The organism is Leuconostoc litchii, from assembly GCF_008107645.1.
Lineage (GTDB): Bacteria > Bacillota > Bacilli > Lactobacillales > Lactobacillaceae > Leuconostoc > Leuconostoc litchii.
In genome coordinates this window covers 492862-505867 of sequence record NZ_SDGY01000001.1, presented here as the reverse complement: position 1 = coordinate 505867, position 13006 = coordinate 492862, and the positions used below count along the sequence as shown (strand labels likewise).

The following is a 13006-nucleotide window of genomic DNA, read 5'->3' as shown; positions in this document are numbered from 1 at the left end:
GCTAATGACAATTAAACTAAAAAAAGTTACAGCAGAGGATGTTAAACTGTTACGGCAAATCAGTATAGAGACGTTTACAGATACATTTGGCTCAGATAATTCTAAAGCAGATTTAGAAAATTACTTACAATCTGCCTACAATGAACAAAAATTACAAAAAGAAATTGGTAACAATGATACTGTTTTCCAGTTAGTTTATTATAAGAACCAATTAGCAGGTTACCTAAAAATAAATGTGGGGCAGGCTCAATCAGAATTAAAAGAATCGAATGGCCTAGAGGTGGAGCGTATTTACATCAGAACAGAATTTCATCGCTCAGGTCTAGGACAACATTTAATTAATTTTGCACTTGAACAGGCCAATAGACTCGGGAAAAAGTATGTTTGGCTAGGCGTTTGGGAAAATAATAATGGTGCGATTGCTTTTTATGAAAAGCAGGGCTTTACACCTTTTAGCGAACATATTTTTGATTTGGGTGGTGACCTACAACGAGATATATTGATGAAAAAAAGATTAGGAGATTAAAAGATGAAGCCACTGATTGTTGATTCAGATTTCTGGGAAATTTTCCCAGAGGCGCAAATTTTTACTTTAGTTGTCAGAGATATTAATAATCATACTAATGGACAAAATGAAAAATACCAAAATTTGTTGAATAGCTCGGCTGAAAAAGCACACAATTTTCTAGTAGAGGAAGATTTCAAGGATAATAACGTGATTGCTGAATGGCGCAGTATATTTACAAAATTTAAAAAAAAGAAAGGTGCCCGTTCTTCAATTGAAGCATTACTAAAGCGTGTCTCTCAGGGTAAAGATTTCGCACCAATTAGTCCATTAGTTGATATTTATAATAGTGTTTCTTTAGCATATGGTGTACCATGTGGTGGTGAAGATTTAGAAAACATTAAAGGTACTATGCATCTTGGATTAGCTAGTGGTGGTGAAATGTTTTATCCTTTGGGGTCAAATGAGAATGATCCAGCCTTAACGCAAGAAATTATTTACTATGATGAAGAGGGTGCTATTTGTCGATCCCTCAATTGGCGTGATGCTCAAAGGACAATGTTAACGGACAAAACCAAGAACGCTATTTTAGTCATTGAGAGTATTATGCCAGATCAACGAAATCGTTCTTTGGAAGCTATTCAAGAATTAAAAAGAAAAATAGAAGATAACTTAGGTGTAGCGGGAACGATAAGTATTTTAAGTAAAAATGATGATTGATAAGGCATATTTGGTTAGCTTTACTAATATGGTCTCAAAGAAATAAATATAATAATTAAAAAAATCCAGAATATAAATCTCTGGATTTTTTCGTTGAGAGTACAATATCCTACCATGTTATTGGTTATCTTTGAAATGCTTATTCATGAAGGTAGCACTTTTTTGGATACTCTTAATAGGATCACCATCGACCCAATTTTTGTGCGTTTCTAGAATAACACCTTTGACACCGTTTTGCTTTGCTATGTCAGAAAGGGTGTTAAGATCCATATTACCATTCCCTAATTCTGTAGAATCTTGTGATAAAATAGGAGTTATATAGGGACCTTTTTTCGTGTGGCCACGATCTGTAATATGCCAAAGTTTCATTCTGTGGCCTAGTTTTTTCATTATTGCTGGTACATTAGCACCACCGTCTGTCATCCAATAGCTATCAAATTCAAAATTAACATATCTAGGATCTGTTCTTTCAATAATGACATCATAAGCGGTTTTGTTAGTCGTCACTTTTTGGAGCTCACTGTTATGATTGTGATACAGAAGATGAATGTTGTTTTTTGCAAGTTTTTTTCCAACTTTATTAAGGCGTTCTGATAGTTGGTTAACATCTTTTAAACTACTATAATCAAATCTGTACATACCTGTAATTACAACAGTGTCAGTATGAAAACTTTTCGCGGTCTTGATTACAGCATCAGGATCTTTTTCGAGGCTACCCAAATCGCTGTGCAAGCTAATAACAGAGAGTCCGCTTTCTTTAACGAGTTTATGCCAGTTTAAATTACCACCGTTGCCAACAGGCATCCCAGCAAACTGTGTCATCATTTTAACTAATAATGAGGGTTTGTGAATCATATAGTCATTTAATTCAATGGCATCATATCCAGAAGCTTTAATATTTTTTAAAGTTAACAGGGCATGACTGTAGTTATTTGTAATTGATCCAATCATAATTTGTTGAACTGCAGTTGTTGTATTTGTACTTGATTTAGCACGTATAGTAGTTTTACTTATTTTGTGTTGACTCATAATTGTATTAACACGCATAGTATCCTTTATCTTGAAACCTACAACAGCTAATAAGATAATTGCCAAAATGCTGCTAATTGCTATCAATATTTTTTTTCGATGCTTTTTCATAATTAATTCTTTCTTCCCTTTAATTCTATTACAGTTAAGTATCCTTTATAATATTATCAATAACAATTAATTTTACAACCGACATTTCTTTTAAAAGTGTTGAATGTTAAAAAAACAAGGTATCTTAAAATGGCCAATTACCATCAAAAAAGAAGACAAAATACAAAAAAATTGATTTATGATGCTTTGATTATTTTGTTGCAAACGCATACAATTAATCAAATATCTATTCGTGAATTGTCACAAATAGCTAATATTAACCGTTCAACATTTTATAATCATTATAGCGACCAATATGATGTGCTAGATGAAATGGTTCGTGAGCACGTGACAAATACCTCGTCATTATTAGTACAAGGGTTGGCTGAAAACAAAGATATCACTTTATGTTTAATACATGCTTTGCAATATATTAAGGATAATGTTGCTTTTGCTCGAGTTTTATTGGTACAAGAACACTATGATTTAGTGAGCAATGTTAAAAAAGCAATGCCTATATTTGATGAAGTGATTATTAGCAAATTACCAGAAAAAATAAGTACAGACGAAAAAATGGACGTTGCATTGTTTGTTCAGTATGGCGTGATACGGGTTTTAAAACATTGGATCATATCGGGGTGTAAACGCTCACCACAAAAAGAAGCGGAAACGATGTTAAACTTAGTTACAAAAACGCTAAGTGATTATCATCAATGATTTTTTTAATATTGTAGATCTTATGACTTTACTTTGTGAGATAAACGTATCATAATATATCGTGTTAGATACATCTTATACGATGTATTATTGTACAAGATATTCGGAAAGGAGTGACTCTTGTCAGATACTAGCTTTATTCGTAATACCATAGCTGAAATTCATAAAATAATTCAAAAACAATCTCGAGAGTAATTGCTTAAGTACGATATTACTTTGCCACAAGCACAAGTAATTATGTATGTCCTAGAGCATGAAAAGGCAACAGTTACGACTTTATCCCAAAATTTAGGGATTAGTCAGAGCACAATATCGGGTGTCGTGGATCGATTGATAACAAAAAAAATATTGATTAAAATGACTTGTGCCCACGATCGTAGGTTGCAATTTTTAAGAGTTATGCCAGCAGTGAGAAACTACTATGATAACAACAAAAATCAATTGCTGGATAGACCTTTGGAGAAGATAGTATCTAATATCAAGACAGACAATCTAGATATTATAAAAAATGGATTAACAATGTTACTCAATAGCTTAAATGAAGCAAATCATATAGACTAAGTTTGTTTTGTATTGCTTAAAAGGAGTGATTAATTATGCAATTTGGCATGTATCAAAATAAACCAATACTTATTAAAGATATTGATCATAAAACATTTCAGTTTATTAAAAATTTTACATCTGTACAAGATATCATTGTTCATGATGGATTATTGCACAAAAGTAATTTAAGTTTAGGAAATGTTGAACATTTTAGTCAGTTAAGTGAACTTGAGGCCCCAATTACAGCACCTAGGCAAATATTTGCTGTAGGATTTAATTATCGAGACCACTCCAACGAATTAAAGACTAAATTGCCCCGTGAACCTAATATTTTTACTAAGTTCCCAAGTTCCATAGCCAATCCAACCACTTTGATTTTGTTGCCAGAGACTAGTCAAACTGATTGGGAAACAGAGCTTGTCGTCGTTATTGGTGAAGGTGGTCGTAATATTTCTAAGGAAAGTGCACAAAGTCATATTGTAGGCTACATAATTGGTCAAGATTTATCAGATCGTAGATTACAGTTTGCTAATGATAATCCACAGTTTTCTTTAGCAAAATCGTATGCTAATTTTTCACCAATTGGACCCTTGTTGACGACCAAAGATCAACTGGGAAATTTGGCCGATTTGACATTGACCACTGAAGTGAACGGTGTTACGAAACAAAAAAGTACCTTGCAACATTTAATTTTTAATGACCTAGACTTGGTAAGTTACCTTTCAAAAAAAGTAGCCCTTTATCCCGGAGATTTAATATTTACTGGAACTCCTGGTGGTGTTGGTATGGGACAAAATCCACAGGAATTTTTGCAATCAGGAGATCACTTAATAAGCAGAATTGACAAATTAGGATCACTGAACTTATCTTTTAGTTAAACGAGGAGGAATTAACATGCCACTGATGAGAATTGATGTACTCAAAGGACATAATCAGGATTACTTGGAGAAATTATTAAATATTGCATATGAAGCACAACTTGAAGTTTTTCACACACCTAAAGGTGATCGTTATCAAATTTTGACACAACATGAACCGGTTGAAATGCAAATTTTAGACACAGGGTTGGGTATCAAACGTACTCAGAATGTAACAATTTTTAATCTGGTAACCCGTCCTAGATCTACGAAAGACAAACAGTTATTTTACGACAAGGTAACTGAAAGGCTAGAAAAAGAACTGGCTATTCAGAAAAGTGATGTTGTTTTTAGCTTAATTCCGAATAATGATGATGATTGGAGCTTCGGTAACGGGGAAGCACAATTTTTAAATGGTAGTCTCTAACAATAAGAAAAGAAGAAATGTGTAGGTCTGTTAAGCTAAAGGCTGCTAGAAAAATTAAAGCTATCGGTGCTTCTAATTTTTCATTAAACCAAATCAAAGGCGCACAATATTTCATTGGTTTCAGGACTGTTGACTGGTAAGTATACGAGCAACGATGCTGATAAATTTGAGCATTTTGGTCCATTCCTGGTGCCAGATTACCTGAACAGGTGGTTAGCAATGCAAAATTATTAGATGTTCATTTAACGCAAGATGAATTTGAAGCTATTGATACAATGTTTAATCGTTTTGAATAGCTTTAGGGCTTATTACTTTTTTGTCAACAGAAGCCACTATATATTGTTTTTGAATTATTTTTTTATCTAGTAAACTAATTAAACTTATTATCGCTTGATAGGTTTAGTTAGTTTTTTTATTAAAAATAATAAACTTGTTATATTATATCGTACACGATATAATATAACAAAGGGGGAGCTTTCATGGAAAATAATGAACAATTGTATGATGAATTATGTTTGTCAATATACAACACCAATCGCTATTTTCATCGTTTATACGGGAGTGTATTAGATAAGTATGATTTATCTTATTTGCAATATATGTCTCTGCTGATTATTTATAAAAAAGAATCTGTGAAGTTAATGGATATAGGGCATGAATTAGAACTATCAAGCAATACTTTGACTCCTGTTATTGAGCGACTAGTCAAAAAATTATGGATTGTTAAGGTGCCAAGTGATTCTGACAGAAGAGTCAAATCTTTGAAAATAACAGATTCAAAGCATAAAATATTTGAGAAAATATTGTCTGATATTGATGTTATTCGGGATAATTTAATGCAGAAAAGCACGCGCTCAGTGCAGTCAATTATCTCAGAGAATCAAGAGCTAAACAAGATATTGAAAAAACTAATAGAAGATAAAAATAGGAGTAAATAATAATGAACTATGATGTTATTTTTATTGGTAGTGGTCATGCTGCATGGCATGGAGCACAAACATTATCTAGAGCAGGTCGAAAAATAGCTTTGGTGGAAGAAAATAAAATTGCCGGGACTTGTACAAACTTTGGTTGTAATGCCAAAATTCTGTTAGACGGCCCAGCAGAAATGACTCACCACTTACATCATTATCATGGCGTTGGTATAAATGATACTCCGGATATTATTTGGCCAGAATTAATGGCCTATAAGCATGAAGTTATTGATCCATTGTCAAAAGGTTTAGAACAAATGCTCTCAGTAGATGGTATTGATATCATTGCAGGTCATGCAAAATTCCGTGATAGTAACTCCATTACTGTTAATGAAGAGATTTACACAGCCGAAACATTTGTTATCGCAACGGGTCAGCAACCCGCCGTATTACCGATTAGTGGTAGTGAATTTTTACATAATAGCACAGACTTTTTAGATTTACCTGAGATGCCAAAATCTATTGCATTTATTGGTGCAGGTTATATCGCAATGGAATTTGCATCTATTGCACATGCAGCTGGTAGTGATGTAACACTGATCGAATATGGTGATCATGCCTTAAAAGGTTTTGATATGAAGTATGCGCAAGAAGTAGTTGATGATATGACTCAAAAAGGTATTCATTTTTCATTTAATCATAGTGTTTCTAAAGTTACACGTCTTGAAAATGAGCAGTATCAAGTGGATACTGTTCAGGGAGATAAATATCTTGTCGATTATGTTATGGATACCACTGGTCGTGTACCAAATATTGAAGCATTAGGATTAGACGAAATTAATGTTAAATATGATCATCAAGGTGTTTTAGTAAATGATCACTTACAAACTTCAATTACCAATATTTATGCTAGTGGTGATGTTATTTCTAAGTCAATTGCTAGGCTAACGCCGACTGCAACATTTGAGTCCAATTACATTGCTAGTGTACTATTAGGCTCAAAAGAATCCATATCTTATCCAGTAGTACCTACTATTGCTTTTACGTTACCTCGTGTGGCACAAGTAGGTGTGACTGCTGCTGAGGCCAATACAGATGATGACTTGAAGGTCCATGAAATACCATATGGAAAACTTATGCGTTTTCAAACGCTAAACGACGTAACCGCTAAAATTAAAATAGTGGTTAATAAAGACAAACAACTTGTGGGCGCTTCATTAATTGGTGATTTTGCACCAGAAGTTATTAATGCATTGGTACCGATAATTAATCATAAGTACACAAGTAATGATATTAAGTCACAAATATTTGCTTTCCCAACACATTCAGGAATTGTACTACCACTGATTGCTAATTATTTAGCCTAAAAATGAGCTTTGTCACCAAATAATAACAAACGGACGGGACAGTATTAATGCTGTCCCGTCCGTTTGTTATTCATTAAGAATTAAAATAATTTTGAACACAACCTGAACTCATTTCAAGACCTACTTGTTTACACCAACATTATATTCAGAAATATTTATAGAGTAGTGATTCCTTCTTTGAAAGACATTGGTAGCCTAGTTATTAAATCATTTTCTGCTATTGGATTGCCATCTATCTGATCTAATAATTTGTAAACTGAAATTATCGCGATTTCTTCAATTGGTTGCCGTATTGCAGAAAGAAAAACAGGTTGCCTTGGGTAGATTTTCGCAGCATCAAAGCCAATAATTTGTACATCATTTGGCACTGAAACATTATGTTTCATCAAGAGATGCCAAAAGTCACTAGCGTATTCATCTGTATCAGAAAATATACCATCAAATTCAAACTTTCCACCAATAAGATGTTGAGCTATAAATCTATCGTAATCTTCGATAAAATCTTTTTTATCTTCGGCAAGTATCATATCATAGTGCAAGTTGTTTTCTTGGCAGTAGTCCATGAAACCTTGTTGACGAGTCTCGGAAACGTCTTTTATTGGCAATTTCGAGACGAATAATATTTTTTTCAAGCCTCGTTTGTGAAGTTGTTCAGCACCTAACCTGGCACCAGTATAATTATCTGAAATTATTGTTGGGAAATTCTTAGAAATATTTTTTTCAATCGAAACAAGTGCTATCGTTGGTGAAATAAGATTGCTAATATCTGAATAGGACATCGTAATTACACCAGCTACTTTTTGAGTATTAGCCATTTCGATATATTCAATTTCTTCTATATAATCGCTATTTGAATTACATAGAATCATTTTGTAACCAAAATTGTTAAGTTGTCTTTGGATGTAGTACGTCAACTCTGAAAAAAAAGGTGTGTTAACAGTTGGCAAAATGAAAACAACATAGTTTGAACGACTAGTTTTTAAAGCACGAGCTGTGGCATTAGGAATATAGTGAAGTTCTTTAATTGCTTTCTCAATTTTAAGCTTAATTTCTGGTCTATTTGAGCGACCGTTAATATAATTAGAAACTGACCCTCTAGAAACACCTGCTAAACTAGCAACATCATTCATATTAACCATTGTCTTTAACCACCATTATTTGAAATAAAAAAGCACCCAAAGGCGCTTAAATATTTAAACACTAAACCTTCCTGATAACATTTTATCAAATAAATCAGAAATTTGCTGTTGTTTCATTTTTTCTAAATTAGTAACCTCAAGATGATTAAAATCATTAATCAAATAGTAAGCTTCAAGGTATAAGGTCAAGTTCCTTTTAATCAAATCCATATTAGAATGTTTTTCATCTGTTGAAACAGTTGAAATGATTTGCATAGCAAATTCATTAGGATCAATTTGTAAATATTTATCTGCCATCTGTTGTTCCTCAACTTTCTCATTCGTTACTCAGTGCTAAGTCCTCTTGTTCTTCACGTCGATGTTTCACAGCTAAATCAAGATTCATCTGCTTTTCTTTGTCTGCCGTCAGATTATAGAAAAGAACGAGAATAAATCCGATAAATAAAGCAATAAGCGGGATCCAAACATAATTAAATTCTATACTAAGAAGTGATGAGGTTTTTTGGGTTTTGTTTGGTACATAATTGCCTAATGCTAACAACCATCCAGTAATAGCACCACCAAGGCCCATACCGAACTTCGCGGTAAAACTTGAAGCTGACGTAACAATACCTTCTGCACGCACACCATTTTTCCATTCACCGTAATCAACTGCATCAGAAAGCAACACAGCTGGTAGAGCACCAACAAATCCATTACCAAAATTACCAACAATAATTCCAATTATAACAATTGGAATGTTGAGAAGGTGCGCACCTAATCCTAAGATAGCTTGTCCCAAAATACCAATCATCAGCCCAGCGAGCATGGTATTCTTTTTCCCTAGCTTACCAACGACAAATGGTGTCAGAAAAACAGACACGATACCAGCAGCATTGAAAAATAATGCCAAGGGAATTAATCCAGGTGCGTTCAGATTGTATTTAAAGAAGTACATCGTGACTTGGCCTTTGGCACTCATTCCAATCCAATAAATGAAAATTTCCATAACAACAATAAGCCAAGGCCAATTATTTTTAAGTGCTTTGACTGATTGTTTAACAGGCAAAGGCTTCTGTGAAGAACGTGTTTGAACGTGTTCTCGTAAATTAAAAAATGCAACGAGGTATAGTACAAAGAACACTGAGGCTCCTAATACAGCCACCCAAAAAAATCCTTTACTTTCATTTTTTCCACCGATCAATGTTACCAAGGGTAGGGCAATAACCGAAATTAGTGTACCACCGAAATTGGAAAATAAAGAGCGAATTGTTGAAAGCAATACACGTTCGTCAGGATCAGTAGTCATACTTGGTAAAATAGATGTCAGTGGAATATTAATTGCCGAATATAAAACGTCCACGCCAATATAAGTGATATATGCCCATACAATTTTCCAAGCCATTGGTAAATCTGGCGTCGTGAAACATAAAATGGAGAAAAAAGTAAAAGGTGCATTAAACCAAAGAAAGAATGGTCTACTTTTACCCCATTTTGTATGAGTGTGATCAATTAAAATACCCCAGATAGGACCGTCAATTGCATCAATAACACGAGCGACTAACATTAAAGTACCAACAGCACTGGCTGTTATACCAAAAACGTCAGTGTAGAAGTACATTAAATAGGTACCGACTAAATTAAAACTAAAACTGCAAGCAAAATCACTAATACCGTAGCTCAGTCTTTCATTCCAAGGTAATTTACCGCTATTTTTTGTAACAATTGCATTACTTGCCATATTTTTAACCTTCTTTATTGCTCATTTTTTCAGATACAGAATTAGTTGCATATTGATAAACTTTAACCTCATACGGTCTAATTTTAGTTGATTGATCGTCGTGATAATTTTGAATTAATAGCTTGCTGTTTTTTGGCACCGAGTAATGTCTCTCAAGCGTGTTAGCAGTGAAATTAGCAATAATTAATAATGTTTCATCAAGATTTGTTCTGGTGTAAGCAAAAATTTGATTGTCATTTTCATTGTTTTTAACAAGTTTAAATTTGCCATCCGTGATTACTGGCAATTTATGACGCAGAGAAATGAGCTTTTGATAGAAATAAAAAATTGAATTAGGATTATCAAGGGCCTCCTTGGCATTGAGTTGATAATAATTTGGATTAACTTCTAGCCAAGGTTCATGTTTGCTAAATCCAGCGTTCTCACTCGTATCCCATTGCATGGGTGTTCGTGCATTGTCACGAGAATGAATACGTAAGTAATCCAACATATCTTTTGAGCTAGATAGTTTTTTCTGTTGAACAGTTTGATAGTATAAATTTAAGGACTCAACATCTCGATATTGAGAAATCGTCTTGAAATTTTCATTATTGGTCATGCCCAATTCTTCGCCTTGATAAATATAAGGTGTTCCTTGTAGAAAGTGAAGCAGAGCAGCGAGCATTTTTGCTGATAAGTTAAGATATTGTGGAGAGTTGTCTCCAAACCATGATACTGTTCGTGGTTGATCGTGATTACTCCAATAAAGACTAGCCCAACCGGTACCATCAAAGGCTTTTTCCCATTTGACGATACTATCTTTAATATCTTTTAAACGTGGTTTATAACCAGAAAATTGACCCAAAGAGGCGTTGGCATTACCATCATAGCCAACATGTTCAAATTGGAATAGCATATCTAGTTCTGAACCATCAATATTAGCATATTTTTTAGCCTCATCCGCCGTCATCCCTGTAGTTTCACCGACTGTCATCCAGCTGTGCTGGGACAAAACTTTGTGATTCATCTCTTGTAAGTATTTGTGTACACGAGGACCATTGGATACTATTTTACCGGGATTACCATACAAATCGTTTTCCTCCACAGGTGCATCAGGTAAACCATCCGGTTTTGATATGAGAGAAATCACATCCATTCTAAAACCATCAATTCCTTTAATTGCCCACCAATTCATCATGTCAAAAACAGAGTTTCTTACATCAGGATTATCCCAATTTAAGTCTGGCTGTTCTTTAGCAAATAGATGTAAATAATATTGACCGGAGGGTTCATCGAGAGTCCAGGCTGGACCAGAGAAGAATGATCCCCAATTATTAGGTTCGTGGCCATGGACTGGGTCGCGCCAAATATAGTAATCACGATATTTGTTAGCAGGATTTTTAGTTGCGATGCTTTTTTGAAACCATTCATGTTCAGAAGAACTATGATTAACGACTAAATCCATGATGATTTTTAAGCCTAGGGCATGAGATTTTTTTAAGAGTTCATCAAAGTCAGACATTGTACCCAGAATTGGATTAATATCTTGGTAATCAGAAATATCATAACCACCATCAATATCAGGTGTTTTGTAAATAGGATTGAGCCAAATCACGTCGACACCTAATTTTTTGATGTACTTTAAACGATTAATAATGCCACGAAGGTCACCGATACCATCATTATCGCTATCTTGAAAGCTTTTCGGATAAATTTGATAAACAACTGCTTTTTGCCACCATTTTTCTTTTTGCATCTAGATTTTCTCCTTTCGGGAATGTTTAACTTCATCGTCTCTATAGATTTAAAAAATTATAGCAAATAATGGAACGTTCCAATTAAAGTAGATTATAAGACACTGCGTTTTTAAATGCAAGCGCTTACATTTATTTGAAATAATCTTTAAGTTTTACCTTTGAGGTCGTAACGTAACAGAGACCTGAAAAAATAGACTGATTCAATTTACCGTTGCTGTAAGATAAAAACTGTTTTTGAAGATTGTCGCTTGTTATTCAAAATATTATACACACATTGTTAGTTTCAAAAAAAGTAGAAACAATTAAGTAAGCTATCTGGAAAGAAATACAGGTAATAGGTTTGTTATGTTATATGTTTAAAAGCATCAGATATTGGCGTATCACCATCACTCATTTTGATGATTTGATTTATAGTTTGATTGTAGTTAAGAAGTTCTGCAAGTGTTGCACCAACATTTTGAATAGAATTTGTAGTGTTAGCCTCGTCATTAAGGCTAATTTTATGTGTGCCGGGGATTTCGACTAGGGCAGTGGCCTGCAGGATTGTATAGTTTAATTCGGTCTGATTAACTAGGTAATTATCTGCGAAGAACTTGGCAATGTTGTAATTTAACAAGCTTGCCATTGCTGGATTATTCCACTTGTTTGGTTCTAAGGAAAAGGCTGAACTCAGCATGATAAAACGTGAAATGCGATTAATTTTGGCAACTTGCATAATTTTAACCGCACCAAACGCATCTGTTTGTAGCAAATCTTTATTGCGTGATCCAGCTACGAAATAAATCACATCAACATCTTTGATTATTTGTGATAAAATTTCGACATCATCATGTAAATTAATTCTTATAGGAGTGACATTGTTATTACTGATAATTTTCTCTGGGGATCTAGCACCTGCAACAATTTGATGATTTTGATCAACTAAATTCCTAATCAATTCTTGCCCCACACGACCAGTGGCCCCAACAACAAATATTTTCATAATGTTTCTCCTATAACTTTTTCATTACAATAAGCACGTATTCAAAGTAAGTTTAACATAATTGAATAGAGTTTCAAATAATGTAGCCTGCCTAGCATATCAAGCTAAAATTTTTAAGGGTTAATGATTGCTAGTTAACTGAATTCTTACTAGAATAGCACTATCGCATCAACGCCAGTACAAATTAGGTGGGCGAGGATTGTTTTAATGATAGTGACAACAGACTAAAATTAATAATAATACTCATTATTGTGGTTATT

At 33.9% G+C, this 13006-nt stretch carries 14 protein-coding genes; 8 read left to right on the top strand and 6 right to left on the bottom strand.

Going from position 1 to position 13006, the window contains the following annotated elements; genetic code table 11:
- The first annotated feature begins 4 nt into the window (after positions 1–4).
- Positions 5–526: a GNAT family N-acetyltransferase gene (locus ESZ47_RS09510; RefSeq protein WP_244307549.1), complete on the top strand. Its 522-nt coding sequence runs from the start codon at positions 5–7 to the stop codon at positions 524–526.
- 3 nt (positions 527–529) lie between these two features.
- Entirely contained in the window at positions 530–1225 is a 696-nt protein-coding gene (locus tag ESZ47_RS09505) for a B3/B4 domain-containing protein (RefSeq protein ID WP_244307548.1), read from the top strand.
- 117 nt (positions 1226–1342) lie between these two features.
- Here the strand turns inward: ESZ47_RS09505 and ESZ47_RS02635 are convergent, their stop codons facing one another.
- A complete protein-coding gene (locus ESZ47_RS02635) occupies positions 1343–2365 on the bottom strand; it encodes a sugar phosphate isomerase/epimerase family protein (RefSeq protein WP_208797468.1) in 1023 nt (340 codons plus the stop codon).
- Between the two features lie 129 nt (positions 2366–2494).
- Here ESZ47_RS02635 and ESZ47_RS02630 point away from each other — a divergent pair, with 129 nt between their 5' ends.
- From ESZ47_RS02630 to ESZ47_RS02605, 6 genes are all read left to right on the top strand, one after another.
- A complete protein-coding gene (locus ESZ47_RS02630; protein WP_148604479.1) occupies positions 2495–3061 on the top strand; it encodes a TetR/AcrR family transcriptional regulator in 567 nt (188 codons plus the stop codon).
- Between the two features lie 195 nt (positions 3062–3256).
- Positions 3257–3622 carry a MarR family transcriptional regulator gene (locus ESZ47_RS02625; protein ID WP_148604477.1) on the top strand — a complete coding sequence of 122 codons (366 nt, stop codon included), beginning with the start codon at positions 3257–3259 and terminating at the stop codon, positions 3620–3622.
- 35 nt (positions 3623–3657) lie between these two features.
- A complete protein-coding gene (locus ESZ47_RS02620) occupies positions 3658–4482 on the top strand; it encodes a fumarylacetoacetate hydrolase family protein (RefSeq protein WP_148604475.1) in 825 nt (274 codons plus the stop codon).
- Between the two features lie 16 nt (positions 4483–4498).
- Complete coding sequence (locus ESZ47_RS02615; protein ID WP_148604473.1) at positions 4499–4888, top strand: tautomerase family protein; 390 nt, start codon at positions 4499–4501, stop codon at positions 4886–4888.
- Positions 4889–5367: 479 nt separating this feature from the next.
- The gene (locus tag ESZ47_RS02610; protein WP_148604471.1) at positions 5368–5826 is read left to right on the top strand and encodes a MarR family winged helix-turn-helix transcriptional regulator; all 459 of its coding nucleotides are present in this window, start codon (positions 5368–5370) and stop codon (positions 5824–5826) included.
- 2 nt (positions 5827–5828) lie between these two features.
- Positions 5829–7169 (top strand): dihydrolipoyl dehydrogenase family protein, encoded by a 1341-nt coding sequence (locus ESZ47_RS02605; RefSeq protein ID WP_148604469.1) that lies wholly within the window; start codon positions 5829–5831, stop codon positions 7167–7169.
- 155 nt (positions 7170–7324) lie between these two features.
- Here ESZ47_RS02605 and ESZ47_RS02600 read toward each other — a convergent pair whose 3' ends face one another.
- From ESZ47_RS02600 to ESZ47_RS02580, 5 genes are all read right to left on the bottom strand, one after another.
- On the bottom strand, positions 7325–8299 hold the full coding sequence (locus ESZ47_RS02600) for a LacI family DNA-binding transcriptional regulator (protein ID WP_148605712.1): 975 nt from the start codon (positions 8297–8299) through the stop codon (positions 7325–7327).
- Between the two features lie 63 nt (positions 8300–8362).
- Positions 8363–8605 (bottom strand): hypothetical protein, encoded by a 243-nt coding sequence (locus tag ESZ47_RS02595; RefSeq protein WP_148604468.1) that lies wholly within the window; start codon positions 8603–8605, stop codon positions 8363–8365.
- Positions 8606–8624: 19 nt separating this feature from the next.
- Positions 8625–10028, bottom strand: coding sequence for a glycoside-pentoside-hexuronide (GPH):cation symporter (locus tag ESZ47_RS02590; protein WP_148604466.1), 1404 nt, complete (start codon positions 10026–10028; stop codon positions 8625–8627).
- A gap of 4 nt (positions 10029–10032) precedes the next feature.
- Positions 10033–11763, bottom strand: a complete 1731-nt coding sequence (locus ESZ47_RS02585) for a glycoside hydrolase family 13 protein (RefSeq protein ID WP_148604464.1) — start codon at positions 11761–11763, stop codon at positions 10033–10035.
- 344 nt (positions 11764–12107) lie between these two features.
- Positions 12108–12746: an NAD(P)H-binding protein gene (locus ESZ47_RS02580; RefSeq protein ID WP_148604462.1), complete on the bottom strand. Its 639-nt coding sequence runs from the start codon at positions 12744–12746 to the stop codon at positions 12108–12110.
- Positions 12747–13006: the final 260 nt, after the last annotated feature.